Genomic DNA, 25,155 nt, shown 5'->3' on the forward strand with positions numbered 1-25,155 from the left:
GTTCTCCTTATCGGGCACGCTCAACCGCCAGCATTTACTGCGACCGGTGGATGTCGGGCGGTGATATCGAACAGCGTGTAGGACAGCGTCAGGTGCTTCACATCCTTGGGCATGTCGCGGTCAACGATGAAACGTACCGGCATCTCGATTCGTTGACCGGGCTGCAGCACTTGTTGGGTAAAGCAGAAGCATTCGGTCTTGTGGAAGTACGCCGCCGCCGCGCTGGGCGCAATGCTCGGTACGGCCTGGGCGCTCATCGGGCGATCGGTAGGGTTGTGCGCGATGAAAATCATCTCGTTCACTGCCCCGGGGTTGGCCGTCAATTCATCGTGCTTGGGATAGAAGTCCCAGGACATGTCGGCAGAGTTGGTCGACAGGAACTGCACGCGAACCTGCCGCGAGGTATCGACCGTTTGTTCGCCCTCGTACTGCCCGGCGGTCTTGCCGTTGATGCCGAATGCCTTGCACATCACGTCGTAGATCGGCACCAGGGCAAAGCCGAAGATAAACATCGCTACCACCACCAGTAACAGGCGGGTGACCAGTTTCTTCATCGAAATCGAGTCAGCCATGATTCCAAACCTCTGCCGAGAACCCTGTGGGAGCGAGCTTGCTCGCGATGGCGGTGTATCTGGCACACCGCGTCGCATGAATCGCGAGCAAGCTCGCTCCCACAGTCATTTCACTTCCGGCGGCGTGGTGAAGGTGTGATACGGCGCCGGTGACGGAATGCTCCACTCCAGGCCTTCAGCTCCATCCCACGGTTTTGCCGGTGCAGGCGGGCCACCGCGAATGGTCTTGATCACGATGAACAGGAAGAAGATCTGCGTTGCACCGAACATGAATGCGCCGATCGACGACACCATGTTGAAGTCGGCGAATTGCAGGTTGTAGTCCGGAATCCGTCGCGGCATGCCCGCAAGCCCGACGAAGTGCATCGGGAAGAAGGCCATGTTCATGCCGATGAACGACAGCCAGAAGTGCAGCTTGCCGAGGGTTTCGTCGTACATGTGGCCGGTCCACTTCGGCATCCAGTAATAAGCCGAGGCGAAGATCCCGAAGATCGCCCCCGGTACCAGCACGTAGTGGAAGTGCGCGACCACGAAGTAGGTGTCCTGGTACTGGAAGTCCGCCGGGGCGATGGCCAGCATCAGCCCGGAGAAACCGCCAATGGAAAACAGGATCACGAACGCCACGGCGAACAGCATCGGCGTCTCGAAGGTCAGCGAACCCTGCCACATGGTACTGGCCCAGTTGAACACCTTGACCCCGGTGGGTACTGCGATTAGCAACGTGGCGTACATGAAGAACAGCTCGCCCACCAGCGGAATGCCGACCACGAACATGTGGTGCGCCCAGACGATGAACGACAGGAAGGCAATAGATGCCGTGGCGTAGACCATCGAGGTGTAGCCGAACAGGGGTTTGCGCGAGAAGGCCGGAATGATCGAGCTGACGGCACCGAAGGCCGGCAGGATCATGATGTACACCTCGGGGTGGCCGAAAAACCAGAACACATGCTGGAACAGCACCGGGTCACCGCCACCGGCGGCACTGAAGAAGCTGGTACCGAAGTGGATGTCCATCAGCATCATCGTTACGCAGCCGGCCAGTACCGGCATCACCGCGATCAGCAGGAACGCGGTGATCAACCAGGTCCAGACGAACAGCGGCATTTTCATCAACGTCATGCCGGGGGCGCGCAGATTGAGAATGGTGGCGATCACGTTGATCGCACCCATGATCGAACTGATCCCCATCAAGTGGATGGCGAAGATGAAGAACGTCACGCTTTCCGGTGCATAGGTCGTCGACAGCGGCGCGTAGAACGTCCAGCCGAAGTTGGGGCCGCCGCCCGGGGTGAACAGGGTCGAAACCAGCAGGATGAAGGCCGCTGGCAACAGCCAGAAGCTGAAGTTGTTCATCCGCGGCAGCGCCATGTCGGGTGCGCCGATCATCAGCGGGACCATCCAGTTGGCAAGGCCGACAAAGGCCGGCATCACCGCACCGAAGACCATCACCAGGCCGTGCATGGTGGTCATCTGGTTGAAGAATTCCGGCTGGACGATCTGCAACCCTGGCTGGAACAGTTCGGCGCGTATCACCATCGCGAACGAACCGCCGAGCAAGAACATGGAAAACGCAAACCACAGGTACAGCGTACCGATGTCCTTGTGGTTGGTAGTCAGCACCCAGCGCATCAGGCCTTTGGCGGGGCCGTGGGCGTGCTCGTGGGCAGTGCCGGTCTGAACATGGTCATCGACTACAACAGTCATGTCCTGTCTCCTGCAAGCAGATGGGCTGGGCAGGTCGGGGCACGATGCCCCGACGGGTTCCTTGGGTGCGCAATAGACCGGGTCATTGGCTTTGCGCCTGTTTCAGCTCCAGCACTTCTTTGGGGGTGACCATGTCGCCCTTGTTGTTGCCCCAGGCGTTACGCTCGTAGGTCACGACCGCTGCGATATCGACTTCCGACAGTTGCTTGCCGAACGCCGCCATGGCGGTGCCAGGCTTGCCATGGAAGACAATGCCCAGGTGATCCTTGATCGGTCCGGTGGCGATTTTCGAGCCCTTGAGTGCCGGGAACATGGGCGGCAGACCCTGGCCTTCGGCCTGGTGACAGGCCACGCAGGAGGTGTGATAGACCTTGTCACCGCGCTCCTTGAGCTCGTCGAGGGTCCATTCCTTGCTGGTCAGCTCCTTGAGTTGCGCAGCTTCGGCCTTGCGTTCAGCCAACCATTTTTCGTAATCGGGCTTGTCCTTGACCTCGACCACGATCGGCATGAACCCGTGATCCTTGCCGCACAGCTCGGCGCATTGGCCGCGGTAAACGCCGGGTTTTTCGATACGGGTCCAGGCTTCGTTGACGAACCCCGGGATCGCATCGCGCTTGACCGCGAAGGCCGGCACCCACCAGGAGTGGATCACGTCGGCGGAGGTCACCAAAAAGCGCACCTTGGCGCCGATCGGAAGCACCAGCGGCTTGTCGACCTCGAGCAGGTAGTGCTCGCTCTTGGCTTCCTTGTTGTTGATCTGATCGGCGGGAGTGGCCAGGTTGCTGAAGAACTCAACGTCCTGGCCCAGGTACTTGTAATGCCATTTCCACTGATAGCCGGTGACCTGGATATCGATATCAGGCTCACTGGCGTCGTACATCTTGATCAGGGTGGCAGTCGCCGGAACCGCCATGGCCACCAGAATGATGAAGGGCACGATGGTCCAGAGGATTTCGACGGCGGTACTTTCATGAAATTTTGCCGCCACCTGCCCGGTAGAGCGGCGGTGCAGGATCATCGACCAGAACATGGCGCCAAAGACGATGATGCCGATCACTACACAGATCCAGAAAATGGTCATGTGCAGGTCAAACACAGCGTGACTGATTTCAGTCGCTCCAGGCGCCATATTCACAGTCCAGGCCGCTTGCGCCTGACTGAAAATCGACCACAACAGGAGGCCCATCCAGACATGTGGATGTCGCATCATTGCGGGTTCCCCTTATCGTTCTTGTTATCCCGCCGGCTTTCACCTGCGGCAAGGGAGCGGCTGCATCAGACTACGAACTTGAATCGCCGGGCCTTGCTGCATTGCAGTCGGGCGTCATCAGCTAACTCCATTCCAACCCGAGTATAGACAGCGACTCTCACCTCGCAATGTGCTGACGTAAATCATCTGAAACAGCATTAACTTGCTTTGCAGGGCACGAATGGAGAAGGATGCAGACGAGTGGTGGCGAACCGATATAACGGAGACGTCTCAAGGATGAAACAATTATGACAAATGCGTCTTAGCATTTTTCGTAAGCCAGCTAAGTTATGTCTTCCCTATTTCATTGCCTTGTTTCCTGGAGTTTTCATGAACACCGCCGCATTGCGCGAGCAGATCCAAAAAGCCCAACAACATGAAGCCGAGACCGACCTGCTGACGCGTCAGCTGGAAACCCAACTGCCTCATCTACACCGCGCGATCCAGTTACCGGAGGCTGATGCCAACGGCGTACTGGCGCGTTTTGTCGCCGCCTATATCGATGAAGTGCCAGACCTGCTGGATGCAGCCAACGAGGTCGCCAGGGAAGCGGGCATCGAATCACAGATCAAACCGGTGCTGAAAATAGCCGAGCAGTACTTCATCCAGCCGCCGGCGATCATGGCCGGGCACGTCGGGCTCGACAGCCTGCTGGACGAAGCCTATCTGGCGCACCGGTTCGTCGAAGAGGTCAACGACCTGTACATCAAGCATCTTGGCCAGCCACTGATCCCCTTGGACATGACTGTCGCCAACCTGATTGCTCACCAGTTGATCGGTGAGGAGTTTGCCAACCAACTGGACGAAGCGGTGCATCACGCCGTGGACGAAATGCTTAACGACGACAGCTTTGCACTGGAATCGGTCGAAGCCTACCGCGAGAAACTCAGCAGTCCGGACACTGGCGCCGCGTGGAAGCGCTGGCCGTGCATGTCCCGCCGCCTGGGCGTGGGCCTGGATCTGGAACAGCCGGTGGCGTAAGTTCGCATTACCCTTGTAGGAGCGAGCTTGCTCGCGATGGTCGTTAACGATAACGCGTGTTTACTGACTAAACGCGGCGCTCTTGAGTCCATCGCGAGCAAGCTCGCTCCTACACAGGGCATTGTTGTTATACCGCTGGCGATCCGACACCAACCGTAGTTCGCACCCGCCCTTCCAACCTACGCTTCAACCCGCGCGATTCGATCAACAACTTCGAACCCTTGGCCGCATTGGCCCGTCCCCATTCCTCCAGCAGCTCCAGACACGAATGATCGATGTAGCTCAGGTTATTGAGCGGTACATGCACCGTCGCACCCGCTGGAATGCTGCCCAGTACCCGGGTTAATGCCGGCACCTTGAGAAAGGTCGCCGCACCCACCAGGCGCAGCTCCATTTCCCCGTCCTGCGGCAGGCCGATCAGGCTGATTTTCAGCCGTGAGGCTTTCAGCGCGAGTTTCACCAGAGTCAAGCCGAAGCCGATCAGCACGCCTGTCAGCAAGTCGGTGAAGATGATCGCCAGGGCCGTTGCGGCGTAGGTGAACATCGGCATTCGACCGTATCGACCCAAACCGCGAAAAGCCTTGAGGTCGACCAGTTTGAAACCCGTGTAAACCAACACACCGGCCAGGCTCGCCACGGGAATGCTTTGCAGCACGCTCGACAGCAACATCACGAACGCCAGCAGCCACAATCCGTGGAAAATCGTCGAATAGCGCGTGGTTGCACCAGCTTGGACGTTGGCCGAGCTGCGTACGATGACCCCGGTCATCGGCAACGCGCCGAGCAATCCGCAAAGCATGTTGCCGACGCCTTGGGCAGACAGCTCGCGGTCGAAGTCCGAACGTTGACCGCTGTGCATGCGGTCGACTGCGGCGGCGGATAGCAGGGTTTCGGCGCTGGCGATGAAAGCTACCGCGAAAGCCGCGATCAGCAGCGCAGGGTCAGCCAGGTTTAGCAAGTCCGCAGGCTTCAGCCAGTCGATGGCTTCGGCCAGATTGGCCGGCACTACCACCCGTTTGACTTGCAGCGCCAAGACCAGGCTGACGACGGTAGCGATCCCGACCCCAAGTAGCGCGCCAGGAACAAAGCGCAGGGACGTGGGACGCAGCCTTTCCCATAGCCACATGACAGCGATCGTTCCCAGCCCGAGCAAACCAGCCTGCCAGCCAATGGATGGCAAAGCCTGAGCCACAGCGGCCGGGAAGGCTACCAGGTTATCCAGCCCCGAGGGCTTGGGCGTGGCGTCCAGCATCACGTGCAGCTGTGACAGGACGATCAGCACCCCGATCCCGGCGAGCATGCCGTAGACAACGGCGGGCGCTGTCACGCGAAACCAGCAGCCCAGCTTCAAGCGCCCGGCCACCAGTTGTAAAAAGCCCGCCAACAGCAGGATCGGCCCGAGCATGGCCACGCCATGCTGGCGGACCAGTTCGAACACCAACACCGCCAGGCCTGCCGCAGGGCCACTGACTTGCAACGGCGAGCCAGCCAGCCAGCCGACTACCAGTCCACCGATGATCCCGGTGATCAGGCCTTTGGCCGGCGGCAGTCCCGAAGCAATGGCAATGCCCATGCACAGGGGCAGGGCGACCAGAAACACAACCACCGAAGCCAACAGCTCCCGTGGCAGCACAGCTTTAAGTTGCGCAGCACGCATGATGATTCTCCCGAAGTTTTCTTCAGGCATGGCGAAGCCAGGCTGCCTGATCGGCAGCCTCGACTAAACCACACGGGTATTTAGGAGGATTTAGAAGCGCGCTTTGGGCGTCGCGACCGGAATAGGCAGGCTGCCATTGAGCGGCAGGAAACAACCCTTGTCGGCGTCGTAGGCTTTTATTTCACTGGTTTCGATGTTGTAGACCCAACCGTGGATGAACAACTGACCATTGGCCATGCGCGATGCTACCGAGGGGTGAGTGCGCAAATGCTGCAGCTGCGCAATCACGTTTTCCTCGGTGAGGATGTGCATGCTTTCGTTTTCGTCAGCGCAGTTGCAGTTTTCCTGGACCATGGTCTTGGCCACTTCGGCGTGCCGCAGCCAGGCTTTGACCGTGGGCATCTTTTCCAGGCTTTGCGGGTTGAGCACCGCGCGCATGGCGCCGCAATCGGAGTGCCCGCAAATGATGATGTGATGCACGCCAAGTGCCAGCACGGCGTACTCGATAGCGGTGGAAACGCCACCGTTCATTTGCCCGTAAGGTGGCACAACGTTACCCACGTTGCGGGTGACGAACAGGTCGCCAGGCGAGCTGTGGGTGATGAGCTCGGGTACGATGCGCGAGTCGGCGCAGGTAATGAACATCGCCCGTGGCTGCTGGGCCGTGGCGAGTTTTTTGAAGAGTTCTTCCTGTTGCGGAAAGATCTCATGATGAAAATGCAAAAAGCCGTCAACGATATGCTGCAGCGCTGCATCGGCGGTTTCCGCCTCGGGTTGGGCAGAAGCCGACGCAGCCAACGGCTGTTTATCCTTGTCACTCATGATTCATCCTCTTTAGCGGAGTCAGGGATATTCCCGTTTTGTCCGGTGTGAAGCCAGTGGCTGTTTAAAAAAACATCCAGGTCGTCAATCGACCCGTCAGTCACTCGATGAACAAGGTAGCCGTCGAATCTTAACTCAAACTGAATAGACCGCTCTAGAACCTGTGTTCCAGGTCACAAAAAACGTGACTGGCGAAAAAGTTGAGCGCCTTTCCCAGTATTCAACAATAGGCTAATTGTCCTCAAATCAATGACATTTGGCGACCCGGCGGACAGAAGGCTTCGCAGTCCAGGTTAAAACCTTCCCGATGGTTGAGCCCCAGGCGCTTGATGGCCTTGGCAAAACGTTGTGCCAACAAATCGGCAAAGGGGCCTTCACCGCGCATGCGTGCGCCAAAGCGGCTGTCGTACAGCTCGCCGCCGCGGCTTTGGCGAATCAGGCTCAGGACATGGGCGGCACGTTGCGGATAGTGGGCCGCCAGCCATTCTTCGAACAGGGGCGCTACTTCCAGGGGCAACCGCAACATCATGTAGGCGGCGCTCTGTGCACCCGCGGCATGGGCTTCTGTGAGCAGGTTTTCGATCTCGCTGTCGTTGATCATCGGAATCATGGGTGAACACAGTACGCCAACCGGAACTCCCGCTTCGCGCAACACCCTTATCGCCCGAAGTCGGGCCTTGGGGGCCGCAGCGCGGGGCTCGAGGATGCGCTTGAGCTCGTCGTCCAGCGTGGTCAGGCTGATCATCACCGCCACCAGCCTTTGCCGGGCGAGTTCGGCCAGCAGGTCCAGATCACGCAGAATCAACGAGCCTTTGGTCACGATTGTCACCGGATGACGGTAGCGCAGCAGCACTTCGAGGGTTTGGCGGGTGATCTTGTATTCGCGTTCGATGGGCTGGTAAGGATCGGTATTGGACCCCAGGTTAATGGGTGCGCATTGATAGCCACGTTTGGAGAGCTGTTCTTCCAATATGTCCGCTGCATTGGTCTTGGCGATCAGCTTCGTCTCGAAATCCAGACCTGGCGACATGTCCCAATAGGCGTGGCTGGGCCGTGCATAACAGTAGATGCAACCGTGCTCGCAGCCGCGATAAGGATTGATCGATCGATCGAAGGGCAGGTCCGGTGAATTGTTGCGGGTGATGATGGTTTTCGCGGTCTCGATGGACACCTCGGTGCCTTGGGTCATCGGCGCTTCCTGGTACCAACCGTCGTCCTCGGCCACCGAGCGATGGGGTGCAAAGCGGTTGTGCGGGTTGGTGGCGGTGCCGCGACCGCGTGGGGGCAATGGCGCGTTCATGGGGATTGCTCGTATGCTGTATGCCTATACAGTATACGTGAAAGGCTCGGGTGACCAGCGCCGTCTGGCAGCTCTTCGGCCTGGTTTCGAAGTCATTGAACGATACAAATCGCGTCTGGTTGAAGCGCTCCAGGCACCGGTATCGTTGCAGCGGCTCAATGCATTGATTTGAGTATTAATTAAAGGGATTTGATTATGTCGATGTTTAATCGCCGCGGTATTTTTTTACAAAAACTTGGTCCGAGTGCCATCAATCCAAATGAAGTGCTTGTATCGATGCAGTTCGCATTGAAAGAAGAGACTTGGGATGCAAAAAATTTCGCGACGACCACCGCTTTGCTGGACTCCACAACCCTCATCGCCTCCTCAAATGATGGGGGACAATCATTCAAGATCCGTAACTTCAAAAAAGATGTCGATGGTGACGGCGATATAGACGCCGAGGACATGATGAAATTGCTGGCGCTGGCCAAAGCCTACGTCAGCATTTCCACGCCTTGACTGAAGCTCGATAAGCGACACCTCCCACGGCATTGCGCTGTGAGAGGTGTTGTTTTTCTACTCAGTGTTGTTCGTCAGGCTTTTTCTTTAGCTTCGGATTCGGAAAAAACTGCACGGCCTGAACCTTGGTGTCCGCAGGCTTGAGTGCGGAAGTGTTGACCCGGGTGCCCAGTTCCTTGGGAACGGACAGGCCTTGTTCATTCAGCGTATCGGAGTAACCGCAGGCCACGCACTCGCGGTGCGGTACGTCGTCTTCGCTCCACATCATCAATTTGTCCGGCTCGCTGCAGGCCGGGCAAACCGCGCCGGCGATAAAGCGTCGTTTGGTAATCACAGGACTCTCACTCATGCTGCCGCGCCCTCACTCAGGCCGCTGTGGCGCAAGAGTGCGTCAATCGACGGCTCACGACCACGGAAATCGACGAACAGCACCATCGGCTCTTGAGAGCCGCCGCGCGCCAGGATCGCTTCGCGGAACGCCCGGCCGGTGTCCGCATTGAGCACGCCTTCTTCCTCGAATTTGGAGAAAGCATCGGCCGAGAGCACCTCAGCCCATTTGTAGCTGTAGTAACCCGCTGCGTAACCACCGGCAAAAATGTGCGCGAAGCTGTTAGGGAAACGGTTGTAGGCCGGAGGACGCATCACCGACACCTCGTCACGCACACCTTCAAGCACTTGCAGTACGCTGCGGCCATCACCGTGGGTGGCGTGCAGTTCGAAGTCGAACAGCGAGAACTCCAATTGGCGGACCATCATCAGGCCGGACTGGAAGTTTTTTGCCGCGAGCATTTTCTGCAGCAGGTCCTGTGGCAGGGGTTCGCCGGTTTCATAGTGACCGGAGATCAGCGCCAGCCCCTCGGGCTCCCAGCACCAGTTTTCCATGAATTGGCTTGGCAGCTCGACCGCGTCCCAGGCCACACCGTTGATGCCGGACACCCCGGCGTGTTCGACGCGGGTCAGCAGGTGATGCAGGCCATGACCGAACTCGTGGAACAGGGTGGTGACTTCATCGTGGGTCAGCAGCGCAGGCTTGCCACTGTCGGCTGGAGTGAAGTTGCACACCAGGTTGGCCACCGGGCTTTGCAGCACGCCCTCGGCGGTGCGGCGACGATCGCGGGCACCGTCCATCCAGGCACCACCGCGTTTGTTGGCGCGGGCGTAGAGATCGAAGAAGAAGCGGCCGACGTGCTGGCCGTTTTCCTTGATTTCGAACAGGCGCACATCCGGGTGCCAGGTGTCGAAGCCTTGCTGCTCGGCGATTTCGATGCCGTACAGGCGTTGCACGATGGCGAACAGGCCGCCCAGTACTTTATCGATCGGGAAATAGGCACGCAGGGCTTCCTGGGCAACGCTGTAACGCTGCTCGCGAAGTTTTTCGCCGTAGAAGCCGCTGTCCCAGCTTTGCAGGTCGGGGCAACCCTGCTCGGCGGCATAAGCCTTGAGCTGTTCCAGGTCCTGGGCGGCGAACGGTTTGCTGCGCTTGGCCAGGTCGCGCAGGAAGCTCAGCACCTGATCGCTGGATTCAGCCATCTTGGTGGCCAGGCTCAACTCCGAGAAGCTGGCGAAGCCCAGGAGTTTCGCCAGTTCCTGACGCAGGTCGAGGATTTCCTGCATGACCGGGCCGTTGTCGTTCTGGCCGGCATTCGGGCCCTGGTCCGACGCGCGGGTGCAGTACGCAGCGTAGACTTCTTCGCGCAGGGCGCGGTCGTGGGCGTAGGTCATCACCGCGTAGTAGCTCGGAAATTCCAGGGTGATCAGCCAGCCATCGAGGTCCTTGGCTTGCGCGGCGGCGGCCATTTGCGCCTTGGCTGAATCGGTCAGGCCGACGAGGGCGGCTTCGTCGGTGATGTGCTTGGTCCAGGCCTGGGTGGCATCCAGCAGTTGGTTGGAGAAGCGGCTGCCCAACTCCGACAATTTGCTCTGCACTTGGGCGTAGCGTTTCTGCTCGGCTTCCGGCAGGTCGATACCCGACAGACGGAAATCGCGCAGGGCGTGTTCCAGGATAGTTTTCTGCGCTACGTCGAAACCGGCGGATTCCGTGCTGTTGGCCAGGGCTTCATAGGCCTGGAACAGTTCACGGTTCTGGCCCATTTCCGTGGAGTAGGCGCTCAAGGCCGGCAGGCAGGCCTCGTAGGCTTCACGCAGTTCGGCACTGTTGCACACGGCATTCAAGTGGCTGACCGGACTCCACGCCGCACCCAGGCGGTCGTTGAGCTCGTCCATGGCCAACACCAGGCCGGCCCAGGTCGGTTGTTTGCCCTGGGTCTTGAGGATCTCGATAATGGCGGCGCGGTTGTCAGCCAGGATCTGTTCAATGGCCGGTTGCACGTGCTCTGCACGGATCGCGGAGAACGGCGGCAGGTCGTAGGACTGCAAAAGAGGGTTGTTCACGCTCACGGTTGGCACCTTGGCTGGAAGAAACATGCAGCCATCTTAATTACAATCGACACTCACCGCAGCTATCAGCGACAGAGAGAGAACCTATCGTGTCCCTTCGCAAGTACCAGAACCACACGCCGTTGCTCGGCAAAGGCGCTTTTGTCGACAGTTCGGCGGTGGTGATCGGCGATGTTGAAATCGGCGAAGACAGCTCGGTGTGGCCATTGACGGTGATCCGCGGCGACATGCACCGCATCCGTATTGGTGCGCGGACCAGCGTGCAGGACGGCTGTGTGCTGCACATCACCCATGCCGGGCCGTTCAACCCCGACGGTTTCCCGCTGCTGATTGGCGATGACGTGACCATCGCCCACAAAGTCATGCTGCATGGCTGCACCGTCGGCAGTCGGGTGTTGATCGGCATGGGCAGCATCGTCATGGACGGTGCGGTGGTCGCCGACGATGTGATCATCGGCGCCGGCAGCCTGGTGCCACCGGGCAAACGGCTGGAAAGCGGTTTCCTGTATGTGGGCAGCCCGGTGAAACAGATCCGGCCACTGACCGACAAGGAACAAGCCTTTTTCACCTACAGCGCGGCGAACTACGTGAAGCTCAAGGATCTGCATTTGGCCGAAGGCTACGACCAGATCTGAAACGTCTCGCTATCGCCCAGGAATTTTCATGCATTACCAAACCGTTCTGTTCGACCTCGATGGCACCCTGACCGACCCGCGCGAAGGCATTACCCGTTCGATCCAGTTTGCCCTGGGTAAGTTGGGCATCGATGAGCCCGACCTGACCAAGCTCGAACACTTCATCGGCCCGCCGTTGTTGCAGGCCTTCATGCAGTTCTATGACTTTGACGAGGCCAAGGCCTGGGAGGCGGTGAACTTCTACCGGGAACGATTCAAGGTCACCGGGTTATACGAAAACCGGGTGTTCGACGGTGTCACGCCGCTGCTCGAAACCCTGGGTGGGCAAGGGCGACAGCTGTATATCGCGACCTCCAAACCCTGGGTCTTCGCCCGGGAAATCGCCCGCCATTTCGACTTCGCCAAACACTTCAAGGTGATCTACGGCAGCGAACTGGACGGCACCCGCACCCATAAAGTCGAATTGATCGCCCATTTGATGGCTGAAGAAGGCCTCGACCCGGCGAGTACCCTGATGATCGGCGACCGCAAGCACGACCTGATCGGAGCGCGGAGTAACGGGCTGGACGCGGCGGCCGTAGGGTATGGGTTCGGTAGTCGGGAAGAGTTGAGCGCTGAAGCACCGGCCTATCATTTTCAAACGTTGGAAGAGATGCATCAGGCGTTTTTGCGACGTTAATCGGTACGCCATCGCGAGCAAGCTCGCTCCCACAGTGATTTGTGTAGACCTGCAAAAGTGGGATCGACATAGAAACCCGTGGGAGCGGGCTTGCCCGCGAAGAGGGCCTCACCGCCACCAAAGATTTAGGATCCAGCCAAATCCTTCAGCGCCGCCTTGCGCTCACCAACCGGCAACGCACCCAACTTCTCGACCCGCGCATAAAACCTCACCCAATCCCCACCCTCCTGCTTGAACAACGCAGCAAACGCTGGCACCCACTGGTCGTAAAGACCTAACGGCAACAGCCGCGCATTGTTCATCGGCGCATTGATCCACGTGTCGTAGCGTTTGTCCCCAGCCCATTGGGTATCACGCATCTGTCGATATTCGGCGCGCAACTGTTCGAACGCCTCGGCTTTACGCTGGCGCATTTGCTCGGGCGGCAGCGGTAGGCTGTACAGTTTTTCCAGCCGGGTGCGGGTGTCCAGAATCAGCTCAATGAATTGGTCCCGTTGTTGCGCCTTTGTCCCGCTTTCGGGTGGCAGGCTACGGTAAGCCCGCCATTGGCGGGTACCTTCCTGCTCGACGAAGGTGGCGAATGACTCGTTGAACTCAGTGTCATCTTTCACATAGACGCGCTGGTGCGCGAGTTCATGAAAGATCAGCGTGGCCAGGCGTTCATCGCCCCAGCCCATCATTGAGTTCATGATCGGATCGTTGAACCAGCCCAGGGTCGAATAGGCTTCTACTCCACCAATGGACACGTCCATCCCTTGCAGGCGCTGCAACGCCGCCTCGCCGCGAGCCGCGCTCTGGCTGTAAAAACCGCGATAAGCCACGCAACCGGCGATGGGGAAGCAATGGTTTTGTGGCTTCAGGGAAAATTCCGGTGTGACAAACACGTTCCAGACTACATAGGGACGGCCAATGTCGGCATACAAGCGGTAACTCTGATTATCCGGCAAGTGCAGTTGCTGGCTGGCGAAGGTCCGGGCCTTTTGTGATTGGGCCAGGTGCGCGCGCAGTTTCTGGTCGCGCTGCGGATCGGCAATCACGCGGGCAACAGGCTCCCGTGCCCGCAGCAATTGCAACTGGCCATTGGCCAACTGACTGTAGTAGCTGACGCTGGAACAACCGTTGAGCAACAAAAACAACACACCCGGAAACAAAATGCGTAAAACGCGATCAAGTAACCCAAGGCTTCGACGCGGCCTGATCAAAATAAAAAAATCCTTGGAGAGTCTGCTCGCAAGACTATCCCGCTTGACTGGAGCTCCGCTATGCGCAAGTTGATGCTGACGGGAGGCCTGCTGATGCTGGCCGGTTGTGCAGGATTCGGATTACCTCGCCATGATCCGACGCAAGCATGGATCGATCTGGAGTCACATCAGGAAGACACGGCCCTGCTGGCGCTGGAGGTGGACAACAAAGCGGCCACCGACAAGCGCTATTTCGAGGTACAACCCGGCAGCCATGAGTTGACTGTTCGCTATCAGTTCCCGGTCCAGCCCACCAATATCGGTCCCGATGCTGAACCGCTGTGGCGAGACTGCCAGCTGAATGTGAAATTCAACGACTTCAACGCGGGCGAGCGCTATCAACTGCAGGCGGGGAATATCGGCTTCCGGCCATGGGCCAAGCTGTATGATCAACAGCGAAAGGTGATTGGCCAGGGCACCCCGGCGGGCTGCCAACGGACCTGATCGGCGCTATTCTGAATATCCCGACATTGGGACATTCATCATGCGCAGATTGATGCTTTTTCTGGCCGCAACTGCCGTGGCCGGCTGTTCGACGCCGATGCCGGCGGCCAATCCGCAGATGGCGTGGGTCGACTTCTCTACGCCATTCCCTAACGATAAATTGCTGATGGCCGAGCGATTGGATAACCAGCGATTGCGCGACGGGCGTTATTTTCAGGTCACTCCCGGTAGCCATGAGCTGACCGTGCGCTTCGATTTTGAGGTGCCGGGTGGGGGCTCGGACTTGTTCAGCGGTACCACGGAGCGGCTGTGCTACATGATCGTCAAATACGATCATTTCGAAGCGGGCCAGCATTATTTGCTCCAGGCTCGCTCCATGGCCTTTACCCCTGAAGCGCGCCTGTATAACGCCAAGCGTGAGATCGTCGCCGAAGCGAGCCAGATCAACTGTGTGCCGTAACTGCGGTCAACGGTCATTCTTCTGGTAGATGATTTTCCTGGTGCCACCGTCGCACGAGCCAACGACCATGTTCTGATCGTGCACTTCGTCATTGGTAACGATTTCCAGGGTGTAGGACGTCACCCCCCGGGCCTGGATCTTGGCTTCGATTTCGGCCTTGAGTTCTTCACAAGGTTTGGGTGCCGCCAGGGCCGAAGTGGCCAGGGCGCAACAGATAACCGCCAAGGCAAAACGTTTCATGGTTGAAGCTCCCTTGAGGCAGCGCGCATAGGTCATGCGTTTGTGCTGCTGTCATTTATTCGACCACAGGTTTGCCCGGCAAATCTGTTTCAACTTCGTTTAAATGCCAATTCAGCTGAGCAAAGTCGCCTCCAGGCTGATTTTCGCATTCAACACCTTGGATACCGGGCAACCCTCTTTGGCTTTGTTGCTCAACTCATCGAACTGCGCCGGGCTCGCGCCAGGGATTTTTGCCTTGAGGATCAATTTCACGGCCGTGATCGCAAAACCACCTTCTACCTGATCCAGGGTCACTTCGGCGCTGGTATCGATGCTCTCGGCCTTAAGGCCGGCCTCACCGAGAATCATCGAAAACGCCATGGAGAAACAGCCCGCGTGGGCCGCACCGATCAACTCTTCCGGATTAGTACCCTTGCCGCCCTCAAAGCGGGCCTTGAAGCCGTAGGGCGCGTCCCTGAGCACACCGGTTTCGGTGGAAATCGAGCCGATGCCGGTCTTCAGATCACCTTCCCAGTGGGCCGATGCTTTCTTGGTGATAGCCATGCCTGTCTCCTCAAGATCCGGCGCGAAGGGTCGCGCCGTTGTGGTTTCGCTCGCTAGGGTTCTGAGGGTAGACCGGGGAGCAAAGTTCAGCGCCTCTGATCGTTCGGCTTTTTTGTCGGTAAATTTCGCCGTGCTATTGAAACTCGGGTATATGCCCTCATTGCATGAATCACGCTTATGGATTCGGCAGGTTTTCGTTTGCAACAAAAAACCTGCGCCCTCAATTGGAGAAGCAGGTTTATGAAACGACTGTCCGATATCAAGTTCTCGACCCTCGACCTGGTGCCCGTGCGGGAGAACGGCAGCGCCGCCCAGTCGTTGCGCAACTCGCTGGACCTGGCGCAGCACGTCGAAAAATTCGGCTATAACCGGTTCTGGGTTGCCGAACACCACAACATGGACGGCATTGCCAGTTCTGCAACCTCCGTGCTGCTCGGCTATCTGGCCGGTGGCACTTCGACCATTCGGGTCGGTTCCGGCGGAGTCATGTTGCCCAACCATGCGCCGCTGGTGATCGCAGAACAGTTCGGCACGCTTGAAAGCCTGTATCCGGGGCGCATCGACCTGGGACTTGGCCGTGCGCCTGGTTCCGATCAGATGACGGCCCGCGCACTGCGCCGTGAGCGCTCGGGTAGCGCCGACGACTTCCCGGACGATGTGGCCGAACTGGTGCGTTATCTCGGCCCGCGCACGCCGGACCAGCGCGTTATCGCGATGCCAGGAACCGGCACGAATGTCCCGATCTGGCTGCTGGGCTCAAGCCTGTTCAGTGCGCAGCTGGCAGGGGAGCGCGGTTTGCCCTACGCCTTCGCTTCACACTTCGCTCCACGCTTCATGCATGAGGCCATTCGCGTCTACCGCAATCATTTCAAGCCTTCTGCAGTGCTGGACAAGCCTTATGTGATGCTTGGCGTGCCGCTGGTGGCCGCCGACACTGATGAGCAGGCCGACTATCTGGCTACGTCGGTATTCCAGCGGATTCTCGCCCTGATGCGTGGCCAGAGCCTGGTGCAACGTCCGCCGGTGAAAACGATGGACGGGCTGTGGTTGCCCCATGAAAAAGAAGCCGTCAGCGATTTCCTGGGGTTGGCGATGATCGGCAGCCCGCAAAAAATTCGCGCCAGGCTGGAAGTGTTGATTGAGCAGACCCAGGCCGACGAGCTGATCTTTACCTGCGACCTGTACGAACACGCGGATCGCCTGCATTCCTATGAGCTTCTGGCGCAGGTCATGAAGGGCTGAGCACGCTAATCGCAAAAAGCCGACGCTTTGGCGTCGGCTTTTAGCTTGCAATCGGTTGGGGCTACCGTTTGTAGATTATTTCCTTGCTGCCCTTCTCGCAGGTGCCGACGACTTTTCCGTCAGCCTTACTGCCTTTATCGACAATTTCCAACGAATAACCGGAAATGCCCTTGGCATCGAGCTTTGCAGCGATCTCGGCTTTCAACTCTTCACAGGACTTGCCGCCGTCAGCAAAGGCAGTACCCGCCAGGCTCAACAAACCTACCGCCAAAATAAACTTCTTCATCGGTCGCATTCTCTGGTCGGATCAAAAAAAGGCATCCAGCCATTGGCCGGAAAACGCATCTAGCGCATTGCCATTCCCTATGGCACTCGGCCAGCGCGCAAGTTCAGAAGACTAGACCAACGTCAGCTGCTGGCAATCCGGAACCCGACCTTGAGCGTCACCTGGAAGTGCGCAGCCTTGCCATCCTTGATATGGCCGCGGGTTTCGGTCACTTCAAACCATTCCATGTACTTTAGACTTTTGCTGGCCTCGGCCAGCGCGTTGTTGATCGCGTCTTCGATACTGCTGGTGGACGAGCCGACGAGTTCGACTTTCTTATAGGTGTGATGGTCAGTCATGGCGTTCTCCTTAGGGTGTGAAATACAGCCTAGCAGTGATTTTCTGACTTACTTCCTTCGGTCGGTGCGACATGGAAGCTCACATTTACTGCACTTTCTCGAGTTCCTGAAGTCCCAACCAACACACGCCACTCATCAACAATGCAGGAGAGCCACCATGGCCAACAGCTCGTTACGCAAAGCCTCATTGCAAAGCATGGAAGCGGAGATCGAGAGTCTGCTCAAATCCTTGGAAAGTCTGAAGGACGATGCCTCGGACGAGTCGCGTAAAACCCTCAAGGTGCTCAAAGGCAATGCCGAGAATGCTTTGAGGCATTCGCGCCATCTGCTTTCGGATGCCTATGAAGAGGTCAAGGTCAAAACCCGTGAAACCGGAATTGCCACTCGCGATTACGCACAGGAGCACCCTTGGACTACTGCTGGTGTTGCCGTTGGTGCGCTGGGCCTGTTGGCGGCCTACCTGCTGTTTAAGCGCGGGGAATGATCTGTCTGGCGCAGCTCGTTCTTGAGCCATTGCGCCAGTTGCCTGGCGCGCCCGTCCGCGGCGCGCTTGGGTAGCCACAAGGCCAGATGAGCGGGTGTTTCGCAAAACCCCCAAGGGGCGACCAGGCGACCCGCCTTCAAGTCCTCGGCCACCAGCGGCTCGGGGGCAATCGCTACGCCCAGCCCGGCTACCGCCGCTTCCAACAAGTAATACAAATGTTCGAAACCCTGCCCGTATTTCAACGCTTTGGCGTCGAGGCCGCTTTGTTGCGCCCAACTGGGCCAGGCTTGCGGTCGCGAAGTGGTGTGTAGCAAGGCTTGAGTTAGCAGCGCTGTGGCCGGCGCCGTTTTCAGGCGTTCATAACCGGCGAATCGTGGGCTCATGACCGGGCCGATCCGTTCGCTGGCCAGTTCGAAGACCTGCATATCAGCCGGCCAGGGCGGTTCGGCGAACACCAGCAGGGCATCCAGGCCCGGGCGACGGGGGTCGAGATCGCCTTCGCCGGCCGACAGGTGCAGGCGCAAGTCGGGCAGATCGGCGTTCAGTCGCCCCAGGCGCGGTATGAACCAGCGTGCCAGCAGGCTTCCCGAGCAGCCCAGGACGAACGGCGCATCGGCGGTGCTTTGCGTGAGCTCGGCGCACACGGTGCGCAAGCGCTCAAACGCTTCGGCGCTGGCATCACGCAGACGCATGCCTGCATCTGTGAGTTTCAGGCCGCGTCCTTCCTTGATGAACAGGCTCACACCGAGGTGTTCTTCAAGGACTTTAAGTTGCCGGCTGACCGCACCATGAGTGACGTGCAGCTGTTCGGCCGCCTGACTGACGCTGTTCAAACGGGCAGTGGCTTCGAAGGCGCGCAAGGCGTTGAGCGGTGGCAGGTCGTGGCTCATGGTATCTGTGAGTTTTCCTGACAGGTTGTGGCGATCTTATCGGTTTTCAGTGCCTGGTGTCAGGGGTAGAGTGAAGCCCATTGTCATATCACGCATTCAATTGGAGCGCCCCATGACCCAGACTAATCTGCGCAACGGCCCTGACGCCAACGGCCTGTTCGGCTCGTTCGGCGGCCGTTACGTCGCTGAAACCCTGATGCCGCTGGTCCTCGACCTGGCCCGTGAATACGAAGCGGCCAAGGAAGATCCTGCATTCAAGGAAGAGCTGGCCTACTTCCAGCGCGACTACGTCGGTCGTCCGAGCCCCCTCTATTTCGCCGAACGTCTGACCGAATTTTGTGGCGGCGCGAAGATTTATCTCAAGCGTGAAGAGCTGAACCACACCGGCGCGCACAAAATCAACAACTGCATCGGCCAGATCCTGTTGGCGCGGCGCATGGGCAAGAAACGCATCATTGCCGAAACCGGCGCCGGCATGCACGGCGTGGCGACCGCCACCGTGGCTGCGCGTTTTGGTCTGGACTGCGTGATCTACATGGGCACCACTGACATCGAACGCCAGCAGGCCAACGTGTTCCGCATGAAGCTGTTGGGCGCCGAAGTGATCCCGGTCGTGGCCGGCACCGGCACTCTGAAAGACGCGATGAATGAAGCCCTGCGTGACTGGGTGACTAACGTCGACAGTACCTTCTACCTGATTGGCACCGTGGCCGGTCCGCACCCTTATCCGGCGATGGTTCGCGACTTCCAGGCCGTTATCGGCAAGGAAACCCGTGACCAACTGCAAGCCCAGGAAGGCCGCCTGCCGGACAGCCTGGTGGCGTGCATCGGCGGTGGTTCCAACGCCATGGGGCTGTTCCACCCGTTCCTGGATGACAAGAGCGTCGAGATCATCGGCGTGGAAGCGGCCGGCTACGGCATCGAAACCGGCAAGCACGCGGCCAGCCTGAACGGCGGCGTGCCGGGTGTGCTGCACGGCAACCGGACCTTCCTGCTGCAGGACGACGATGGCCAGATCATCGACGCCCATTCGATCTCCGCTGGCCTCGACTACCCGGGCATCGGCCCGGAACACGCCTGGTTGCATGACATCGGCCGTGTCCAGTACACCTCGGTGACTGACGACGAAGCCTTGGCGGCCTTTCACCAATGCTGCCGCCTTGAAGGGATCATCCCTGCCCTGGAAAGCGCACATGCCCTGGCTGAAGTGTTCAAGCGTGCGCCGACTTTGCCGAAGGATCACCTGATGGTGGTCAACCTGTCGGGTCGCGGGGACAAAGACATGCAGACCGTGATGCACCACATGGAACACTCTCAACAAGAGCAATCCCAGCAGGAGAAACACTGATGAGCCGCCTGCAAACGCGTTTTGCCGAACTCAAGGAACAGAATCGCGCCGCCCTGGTGACCTTCGTCACCGCCGGCGACCCGAGCTACGACACCTCCCTGGCAATCCTCAAGGGTTTGCCGGCCGCGGGTGCCGACGTGATCGAATTGGGCATGCCTTTTACCGATCCGATGGCCGACGGCCCGGCGATCCAGCTGGCCAACATCCGCGCGCTGGCAGCTAAACAGAACCTGGCGAAAACCCTGGAAATGGTGCGTGAGTTCCGCAAGGACAACAACGACACGCCACTGGTGCTGATGGGTTACTTCAACCCGATCCACAAGTACGGCGTGCCGCGTTTCATCACCGATGCGAAAGAGGCAGGTGTCGATGGCCTGATCGTGGTGGACATGCCGCCCGAGCATAACGGCGAATTGTGCGACCCGGCCCAGGCAGCCGGTCTCGACTTCATCCGCCTGACCACCCCGACCACCGACGATGTGCGCCTGCCAACAGTCCTCAATGGCAGCTCCGGGTTTGTGTACTACGTATCGGTGGCCGGTGTGACCGGTGCCGGTGCGGCAACCCTGGAACACGTCGAAGAAGCGGTCACTCGCCTGCGTCGCCATACCGATCTGCCGATCAGCATCGGTTTCGGCATTCGCACGCCGGAGCAAGCGGCGTCCATCGCGCGCCTGGCGGACGGTGTGGTGGTGGGTTCGGCACTGATCGATCACATCGCCAATGCCACGACGCCGGAACAGGCCATCGATGGCGTGCTGAGCCTGTGCTCGGCGTTGGCCGATGGCGTGCGTAAGGCTCGCGTCAGCTGAAGGTAAAGTTCCTGATACAGAGGAATTAGAGCCTCGCAACACAGACTAACCAGCAAGACCGAGGGCTTCAGGACTACGTTCTGAAGCCCTTTTTGTTGTGTGTGTGGTGAGGAAAGCCCCAATGAAAATGCCGAAACGTCTGATTGCCAGCCTGGGTGTGCTGATGCTCAGTACAACCCCGTTGCTGCACGCCAGTGCCGATCAGCGCAACGATCATGACCACGGCGGCCCGCAACAGGGCCAATACGATAACCACGACAATGACCATCGTGGCGGGCAGGACAACCATCGCGGTGGGCCACCCCGGGATTTTGGCCCGGTGCGTCAGACGATTCATGACCATCACGATTATTTCGTCCGCGGTGCACCACCGCCTCCAGGCATTCATCTGGAACGCGGCCGGCCACTGCCCCATGGCTATTACGGCGAACGCCTGGACAATCGCGCGTTGAGTCGTTTGCCGTATTACCAGGGCTACGAATGGCGTCGCGCGGGTAGCGATATTGTATTGATCGCGATGGGTACCGGGATTGTCTACGAGATTCTCGAAGGGGTGCTCTGACCAGCGTTTGGCAAAAAGCTTCGCGGCGGTTGCGCCGCGAAGCCTTGTTTACGGCAACTCTAACCCACCCGACGCCTTGTGCAGCTTGCGCAGGTGTTCGCCAATCTGTTTCACATTGGCCTCGTTGGCCGCCATTTCGGCTGCTCGGTCGGGATCGAGCAGCGCCCTGACTTCCTTGTCCAGATCCCCGGTCAGTGCCTGAAGCTGCTTCTGCCGCAGGCTGGTCTCCGATTCCAGACGTTGCCATTCAGCAGGTTGCGGCAATCCATACCCGCCGCTGCCGAGCAATTCCGCCGGACGACTGAGGAACCCGCTGCTATCGAGGATTTGCCTCAGCGTCGCGTTGGCCTTGTCCATTCCGCCGTTCTTCAACTCACGGGCACCCAGGTAACGTTGTTTCACCTCGTCCTGTGCCAGGAGCAACTGCTGGCGATAGCTTGCCTGTTCGAGCAGGAGCAATGCCGCGCTGGTGCGCAAATCTGCCTGATCGAACCACTGGCGGCGCTGCGCTGCGGTCAGGGACAACCAGTCTTCAACCTTTTCCTGTTTGATCGGGAGTTGCTTTCTCAGTACCTCGAACATCGCTTGATAGCGATCGCGGAAAGAGTCAAAGCGATAACCCAGGCGCAGTGCCTCACGTGGATCGTCCAGCACGCTGGTATCCGCCAGCCCGCGGCCCTTCAGCACTTCCAGCAAACCATTGGGCATGATGTTGTCCAGAGCAACCAACTTTGAGTTGTTGGTGCCGCCACGCAATAGCTTCAGCTCTTCTACAGCGCAGTTGTTTGACAGGAAGAAGTAGTTGCCGTCGTAACTCCAGTGCATCTCGGCGGCCCGTTCCACCACGTTCTCGATCTCTTCACGAGACAGGTTCAGCGGCACGGAGGCAAGGCTGCGCAGTTCGGTCTTGGTGTATTCGTCGATCACTTGGGCCAGTGGCAGCACGAACAGGCGTGATGGGTATTTACCCACCAATCCATCCCAACTCGATAGCTGCACGTCGCCCACGAACGCGCGGTAGGACAACACCAGGTGCTGGTCCAGGTCCAGGCGGCAATCCGGCCCGCGTGGCCGGCCCGGTGCGCAGATCACCAGGCGCAACATGCTGTGGCCCCAACGGCTGACCCAGTTCTGGTTAGCTTCTGCCAATAGATAATCGACGGCGTAGACCCGCTCCGGATCGACCTGGCCCAAAGGCGTCTTGGCAAAGTCATTGCCAGCATTGAGGAATGCGAAAGTGTTGCCGCACTCGGCCTTGGCCGCAGGTGCCCAGCCGAAGCGCTCCTTGTAGTAGCGGTACAGCGCAGGGCGACGACAGGCGTAGCTCGGGTCGAGGAGGAAATACTCCATGTTGACCGCGACGAATTCCTTGGGGCTGCTGGTCTCGTAGATATCCGGGCTGCGGACGATCTGGCGGTTGTGCTGTTCGCGCTCACCACGACGGCCAACGTACTGCTGCCAGCCGGCAAGGTCGAGCAGGCGCGGGTCGTCGCTGAAGGTAAAGCGTCGATCGGACTGGCCGCGGCATTGATCGGGAATACCGATCAGCCCTGAACTGCCGCTACGTTGGGTACAGCGCTGGATCAACGTGCGCTCCGCATTCGACCAGATGCGCGAGCGGTCGTAAATGTGGGTCAGCTCATGCAGCACCGTGGCGAGCATCTCACGGCGCACAGTGCCATGGGGGCGATAGGTCTTTTTGGTCGCGGCGCTGCCATCGGTGAGGCTCGCCAACAGGTTGCGATTCAGATCGAGCTCGGACACCAGCGACGCCTGGCCGTAGGCATCGCTGCGCATGTTATCGGTCCAGCCGACGTCGATACGCCGGTCGAGTTGCTCAATGAACCGTGGCGGCAATGCCTGCATGGCTTCATCAAGCAATGCTTGGCTGGCTTGCTGTTGCGCGGGGCTCAGGCCTTCGGTCTTGAGGCGTAGTTCGAGGTCGGCGTGGGCCGTGCCGCCAAACAGCAGCACGGCCCCGGCCAACAGCCAGGCAACTGGAGACCTCACAGTGCGAGGATGGCTTCGGCGAGATCCTGATCACTGGCTTCGCGGGCTTCCGGAACGCGAGTGCGCAACAAATTGAGAGCGGACTCCAGGTGCGCACCACGAATATCGCCGTTGCTGGCGACGAAACTGGCGGCATCGTCCTGGGCTTCGCGGACAATTTTCGAGTCGCGGATCGACGTCGTGGTGTCAGAAGTGAAGTCCAGTGTGCGCTGGGTGGCACGAATGAGAATGTTGCTGGTGGCAACCAGGGTTTGGGCCTGGGCCACGTCAGCCAACAACAGCAGGCCAAGGGTGGCAACAATCAGTGGGTTACGCATGGAACGACTCCGGAGAAACTTGGGATAACTATTGGACGAGAATTGCCTGTGCCAGTTCAAGGTCGCTGGCATGAAGTTTTGGTTGGGTCTGGCGCAGGTAAGCCAAGGCCGATTCCAACTGGGCGCCTCTCATTTGGCCATCACTGGCGACGAATGCCGCGGCATCATCCCGGGCGGCGAGCAGTTTATGGTCGAAGGGGGCAGAGGTCACCATGCCTGTGGCGTAACTGCTCGCCACAATGCCCTGGGTAGACAGGTTAAACGCGTCGAAGGCGTAGGCCGCCCCTGAGTAGCTGGCCGCTAGAAATACCGGAGCAATCAGCAGGTTTGAAAGAAAACGCATGAGACTCGACAGTTGAACGTGAGTCCCAAGGCTAGCGCAAGGCCCGGGCTAGAGCCAGTGCTGAAACATTGGGACACGCCATGCGTGTCCCGCATCTCGACTAACGCTTAGATGGTCAGGATGGCCTGTGCCAATTGTGCGTCGGTTGCGTTCAATTGAGGAGCCTGATGGCGAATGTGATCAAGCGCGCTTTCCAGTTTTACCCCGCGGATGCTGCCTTCGCTGGCGACGAAGCTGGCAGCATCGTCACGGGCCGCAAGCACGACTTTGTCGTCCTTGAACGAAGACGTGACGTCGGAGGTCGCGTCGGACGTGGCTTTGAGTGCACCGACGACGGCATCGGTGGTCACGATGAAGCTGGTGGCGTGGGCATTGGCAGCCACGGCAAGCAGGGCTGCAGCGCTGAGCAGACGAAGACGGGACATGGTGTAACTCCTTTGGATAAGACGATTAAAAGGTGGTGCAGTGTTTGATGAGTGTGATGTTAGACACTCGTGGAGGCGCCACGTTCTGGCTTGATATTAGGCCTGAGCAGGCCGTTTCGAACAGCCTATAAGAGAAAAGGTTGCTAAAAATCAGTTCGAGCGGCCGAAAGGCAATTACAGAACTGTAATGGTCGAGTTTCTGATAGCGGAAACTGTACCTATTTGCGAATTAACAGGTCTTAAACGACAAAGCCCGTCGTGGTTTCCCACGACGGGCTTTGTTTTTTCAATTCGGGTTGCTGGCGGTAGACCCTGCAGGTCAGAGCCAGCGACGCTAACTTAGCGCCAGAACGGCTTGCTCAGCTCTTCGTAGCGTTGTGCTTCGCTAATCCCGGCGTCAGCCAGCAGACGCGAATCCAGACGAGCCAGTTGGTGGCGGCTGGAGATGCGGCGCTGCCACAGCATCAGGTTGGCGATAACGCGCAGAGGCATGGAAGCCTGGGTTTTTGCAGCAGTGTCTTCGAAGAACAGATCGGAACTGAGTGTACGTTCCATGGTTTTCATCCTTCCGCTTATGGCGGGATTAGGTAGTGGCTTAACTGGTGCCCATGATCCTCTTGTTTGCCTAGTCTCTGTAGATACAGTTCATCTGTATTGTGAGAGCTCAGTTAAC

Annotated in this window: 31 protein-coding genes; 12 read left to right on the forward strand and 19 right to left on the reverse strand. The window is 58.8% G+C overall.

Annotated elements, in window-relative coordinates:
* Nucleotides 1-20: 20 nt before the first annotated feature.
* The 3 genes from ACIO0C_RS20235 to coxB all read right to left on the reverse strand — a co-directional run bounded on the left by ACIO0C_RS20235 (nt 21) and on the right by coxB (nt 3,486).
* Nucleotides 21-572, reverse strand: coding sequence for a cytochrome c oxidase assembly protein (locus ACIO0C_RS20235; protein ID WP_179054896.1), 552 nt, complete (start codon nt 570-572; stop codon nt 21-23).
* Between the two features lie 105 nt (nt 573-677).
* Nucleotides 678-2,276 carry a cytochrome c oxidase subunit I gene (gene ctaD / locus ACIO0C_RS20240; RefSeq protein WP_008064745.1) on the reverse strand — a complete coding sequence of 533 codons (1,599 nt, stop codon included), beginning with the start codon at nt 2,274-2,276 and terminating at the stop codon, nt 678-680.
* Between the two features lie 82 nt (nt 2,277-2,358).
* Nucleotides 2,359-3,486, reverse strand: a complete 1,128-nt coding sequence (coxB, locus tag ACIO0C_RS20245; protein WP_401314808.1) for a cytochrome c oxidase subunit II — start codon at nt 3,484-3,486, stop codon at nt 2,359-2,361.
* A gap of 369 nt (nt 3,487-3,855) precedes the next feature.
* On the opposite strand from coxB, the gene ACIO0C_RS20250 reads away from it, so the two are divergent.
* Entirely contained in the window at nt 3,856-4,506 is a 651-nt protein-coding gene (locus ACIO0C_RS20250; protein ID WP_401314809.1) for a hypothetical protein, read from the forward strand.
* A gap of 127 nt (nt 4,507-4,633) precedes the next feature.
* Here ACIO0C_RS20250 and ACIO0C_RS20255 read toward each other — a convergent pair whose 3' ends face one another.
* The 3 genes from ACIO0C_RS20255 to ACIO0C_RS20265 form a co-directional block, all read right to left on the reverse strand.
* On the reverse strand, nt 4,634-6,163 hold the full coding sequence (locus tag ACIO0C_RS20255) for a SulP family inorganic anion transporter (RefSeq protein ID WP_401314810.1): 1,530 nt from the start codon (nt 6,161-6,163) through the stop codon (nt 4,634-4,636).
* 90 nt (nt 6,164-6,253) lie between these two features.
* Nucleotides 6,254-6,985, reverse strand: a complete 732-nt coding sequence (locus ACIO0C_RS20260) for a carbonic anhydrase (RefSeq protein WP_401314811.1) — start codon at nt 6,983-6,985, stop codon at nt 6,254-6,256.
* A 241-nt stretch (nt 6,986-7,226) separates the two neighbouring features.
* Entirely contained in the window at nt 7,227-8,285 is a 1,059-nt protein-coding gene (locus ACIO0C_RS20265; RefSeq protein ID WP_401314812.1) for a PA0069 family radical SAM protein, read from the reverse strand.
* A gap of 13 nt (nt 8,286-8,298) precedes the next feature.
* Here ACIO0C_RS20265 and ACIO0C_RS20270 point away from each other — a divergent pair, with 13 nt between their 5' ends.
* Both ACIO0C_RS20270 and ACIO0C_RS20275 read left to right on the forward strand, forming a co-directional pair.
* Entirely contained in the window at nt 8,299-8,457 is a 159-nt protein-coding gene (locus ACIO0C_RS20270; protein ID WP_401314813.1) for a hypothetical protein, read from the forward strand.
* Nucleotides 8,458-8,480: 23 nt separating this feature from the next.
* Nucleotides 8,481-8,786 carry a hypothetical protein gene (locus tag ACIO0C_RS20275; protein ID WP_401314814.1) on the forward strand — a complete coding sequence of 102 codons (306 nt, stop codon included), beginning with the start codon at nt 8,481-8,483 and terminating at the stop codon, nt 8,784-8,786.
* A 61-nt stretch (nt 8,787-8,847) separates the two neighbouring features.
* Here ACIO0C_RS20275 and ACIO0C_RS20280 read toward each other — a convergent pair whose 3' ends face one another.
* Nucleotides 8,848-9,135: a YheV family putative zinc ribbon protein gene (locus tag ACIO0C_RS20280; RefSeq protein ID WP_008064765.1), complete on the reverse strand. Its 288-nt coding sequence runs from the start codon at nt 9,133-9,135 to the stop codon at nt 8,848-8,850.
* Nucleotides 9,132-11,183, reverse strand: a complete 2,052-nt coding sequence (gene prlC, locus ACIO0C_RS20285; RefSeq protein WP_401314815.1) for an oligopeptidase A — start codon at nt 11,181-11,183, stop codon at nt 9,132-9,134. The genes ACIO0C_RS20280 and prlC overlap by 4 nt, the downstream gene beginning before the upstream one ends.
* 89 nt (nt 11,184-11,272) lie before the next feature.
* Between prlC and ACIO0C_RS20290 the strand changes: the two genes are divergently transcribed.
* Together ACIO0C_RS20290 and ACIO0C_RS20295 are read left to right on the forward strand one after the other, a co-directional pair.
* Nucleotides 11,273-11,818: a gamma carbonic anhydrase family protein gene (locus ACIO0C_RS20290; RefSeq protein ID WP_008064772.1), complete on the forward strand. Its 546-nt coding sequence runs from the start codon at nt 11,273-11,275 to the stop codon at nt 11,816-11,818.
* A gap of 28 nt (nt 11,819-11,846) precedes the next feature.
* On the forward strand, nt 11,847-12,497 hold the full coding sequence (locus ACIO0C_RS20295; RefSeq protein WP_401314816.1) for an HAD family hydrolase: 651 nt from the start codon (nt 11,847-11,849) through the stop codon (nt 12,495-12,497).
* Between the two features lie 125 nt (nt 12,498-12,622).
* Here the strand turns inward: ACIO0C_RS20295 and ACIO0C_RS20300 are convergent, their stop codons facing one another.
* Nucleotides 12,623-13,699 (reverse strand): aminopeptidase, encoded by a 1,077-nt coding sequence (locus tag ACIO0C_RS20300; protein WP_401314817.1) that lies wholly within the window; start codon nt 13,697-13,699, stop codon nt 12,623-12,625.
* Nucleotides 13,700-13,759: 60 nt separating this feature from the next.
* On the opposite strand from ACIO0C_RS20300, the gene ACIO0C_RS20305 reads away from it, so the two are divergent.
* Together ACIO0C_RS20305 and ACIO0C_RS20310 are read left to right on the forward strand one after the other, a co-directional pair.
* Nucleotides 13,760-14,182 (forward strand): hypothetical protein, encoded by a 423-nt coding sequence (locus ACIO0C_RS20305; RefSeq protein WP_008064778.1) that lies wholly within the window; start codon nt 13,760-13,762, stop codon nt 14,180-14,182.
* Nucleotides 14,183-14,222: 40 nt separating this feature from the next.
* Nucleotides 14,223-14,642, forward strand: a complete 420-nt coding sequence (locus ACIO0C_RS20310) for a hypothetical protein (protein ID WP_401314818.1) — start codon at nt 14,223-14,225, stop codon at nt 14,640-14,642.
* A gap of 6 nt (nt 14,643-14,648) precedes the next feature.
* Here the strand turns inward: ACIO0C_RS20310 and ACIO0C_RS20315 are convergent, their stop codons facing one another.
* Together ACIO0C_RS20315 and ACIO0C_RS20320 are read right to left on the reverse strand one after the other, a co-directional pair.
* On the reverse strand, nt 14,649-14,882 hold the full coding sequence (locus tag ACIO0C_RS20315) for a DUF1161 domain-containing protein (protein WP_180201995.1): 234 nt from the start codon (nt 14,880-14,882) through the stop codon (nt 14,649-14,651).
* A gap of 111 nt (nt 14,883-14,993) precedes the next feature.
* Nucleotides 14,994-15,425 (reverse strand): OsmC family protein, encoded by a 432-nt coding sequence (locus ACIO0C_RS20320; protein ID WP_401314819.1) that lies wholly within the window; start codon nt 15,423-15,425, stop codon nt 14,994-14,996.
* A gap of 240 nt (nt 15,426-15,665) precedes the next feature.
* Here ACIO0C_RS20320 and ACIO0C_RS20325 point away from each other — a divergent pair, with 240 nt between their 5' ends.
* The gene (locus tag ACIO0C_RS20325) at nt 15,666-16,667 is read left to right on the forward strand and encodes an LLM class flavin-dependent oxidoreductase (RefSeq protein WP_008064785.1); all 1,002 of its coding nucleotides are present in this window, start codon (nt 15,666-15,668) and stop codon (nt 16,665-16,667) included.
* Between the two features lie 61 nt (nt 16,668-16,728).
* On the opposite strand, the gene ACIO0C_RS20330 is transcribed toward ACIO0C_RS20325, so the two are convergent.
* On the reverse strand, nt 16,729-16,953 hold the full coding sequence (locus tag ACIO0C_RS20330; protein ID WP_401314820.1) for a DUF1161 domain-containing protein: 225 nt from the start codon (nt 16,951-16,953) through the stop codon (nt 16,729-16,731).
* Nucleotides 16,954-17,075: 122 nt separating this feature from the next.
* Nucleotides 17,076-17,291: a dodecin gene (locus ACIO0C_RS20335; protein WP_008027736.1), complete on the reverse strand. Its 216-nt coding sequence runs from the start codon at nt 17,289-17,291 to the stop codon at nt 17,076-17,078.
* A gap of 157 nt (nt 17,292-17,448) precedes the next feature.
* On the opposite strand from ACIO0C_RS20335, the gene ACIO0C_RS20340 reads away from it, so the two are divergent.
* The gene (locus tag ACIO0C_RS20340) at nt 17,449-17,775 is read left to right on the forward strand and encodes a YqjD family protein (protein ID WP_020798079.1); all 327 of its coding nucleotides are present in this window, start codon (nt 17,449-17,451) and stop codon (nt 17,773-17,775) included.
* Here ACIO0C_RS20340 and ACIO0C_RS20345 read toward each other — a convergent pair.
* Nucleotides 17,748-18,665 carry a LysR family transcriptional regulator gene (locus tag ACIO0C_RS20345; RefSeq protein ID WP_401314821.1) on the reverse strand — a complete coding sequence of 306 codons (918 nt, stop codon included), beginning with the start codon at nt 18,663-18,665 and terminating at the stop codon, nt 17,748-17,750. The two genes, ACIO0C_RS20340 and ACIO0C_RS20345, sit on opposite strands and share 28 nt — an antisense overlap.
* Nucleotides 18,666-18,777: 112 nt before the next feature.
* Between ACIO0C_RS20345 and trpB the strand changes: the two genes are divergently transcribed.
* The 3 genes from trpB to ACIO0C_RS20360 all read left to right on the forward strand — a co-directional run bounded on the left by trpB (nt 18,778) and on the right by ACIO0C_RS20360 (nt 21,387).
* Nucleotides 18,778-20,013, forward strand: a complete 1,236-nt coding sequence (gene trpB, locus ACIO0C_RS20350; protein ID WP_401314822.1) for a tryptophan synthase subunit beta — start codon at nt 18,778-18,780, stop codon at nt 20,011-20,013.
* Nucleotides 20,013-20,825: a tryptophan synthase subunit alpha gene (gene trpA, locus ACIO0C_RS20355; protein ID WP_401314823.1), complete on the forward strand. Its 813-nt coding sequence runs from the start codon at nt 20,013-20,015 to the stop codon at nt 20,823-20,825. Before trpB ends, trpA begins: the two co-directional genes overlap by 1 nt.
* A 121-nt stretch (nt 20,826-20,946) precedes the next feature.
* Nucleotides 20,947-21,387 carry an anti-virulence regulator CigR family protein gene (locus ACIO0C_RS20360; protein ID WP_401314824.1) on the forward strand — a complete coding sequence of 147 codons (441 nt, stop codon included), beginning with the start codon at nt 20,947-20,949 and terminating at the stop codon, nt 21,385-21,387.
* A gap of 48 nt (nt 21,388-21,435) precedes the next feature.
* Here ACIO0C_RS20360 and ACIO0C_RS20365 read toward each other — a convergent pair whose 3' ends face one another.
* The 5 genes from ACIO0C_RS20365 to ACIO0C_RS20385 all read right to left on the reverse strand — a co-directional run bounded on the left by ACIO0C_RS20365 (nt 21,436) and on the right by ACIO0C_RS20385 (nt 25,037).
* Entirely contained in the window at nt 21,436-23,397 is a 1,962-nt protein-coding gene (locus ACIO0C_RS20365) for a DUF4105 domain-containing protein (RefSeq protein WP_401314825.1), read from the reverse strand.
* Nucleotides 23,394-23,714, reverse strand: a complete 321-nt coding sequence (locus tag ACIO0C_RS20370) for a DUF2388 domain-containing protein (RefSeq protein ID WP_008064818.1) — start codon at nt 23,712-23,714, stop codon at nt 23,394-23,396. The genes ACIO0C_RS20365 and ACIO0C_RS20370 overlap by 4 nt, the downstream gene beginning before the upstream one ends.
* A 28-nt stretch (nt 23,715-23,742) precedes the next feature.
* Nucleotides 23,743-24,057, reverse strand: coding sequence for a DUF2388 domain-containing protein (locus ACIO0C_RS20375; RefSeq protein ID WP_401314826.1), 315 nt, complete (start codon nt 24,055-24,057; stop codon nt 23,743-23,745).
* Between the two features lie 107 nt (nt 24,058-24,164).
* Nucleotides 24,165-24,482: a DUF2388 domain-containing protein gene (locus ACIO0C_RS20380; protein WP_401314827.1), complete on the reverse strand. Its 318-nt coding sequence runs from the start codon at nt 24,480-24,482 to the stop codon at nt 24,165-24,167.
* 339 nt (nt 24,483-24,821) lie between these two features.
* On the reverse strand, nt 24,822-25,037 hold the full coding sequence (locus ACIO0C_RS20385) for a DUF1127 domain-containing protein (RefSeq protein ID WP_007947887.1): 216 nt from the start codon (nt 25,035-25,037) through the stop codon (nt 24,822-24,824).
* Nucleotides 25,038-25,155: the final 118 nt, after the last annotated feature.

The sequence above is a fragment of the Pseudomonas sp. NPDC087336 genome (assembly GCF_044744285.1).
Taxonomy (GTDB): Bacteria; Pseudomonadota; Gammaproteobacteria; order Pseudomonadales; family Pseudomonadaceae; genus Aquipseudomonas.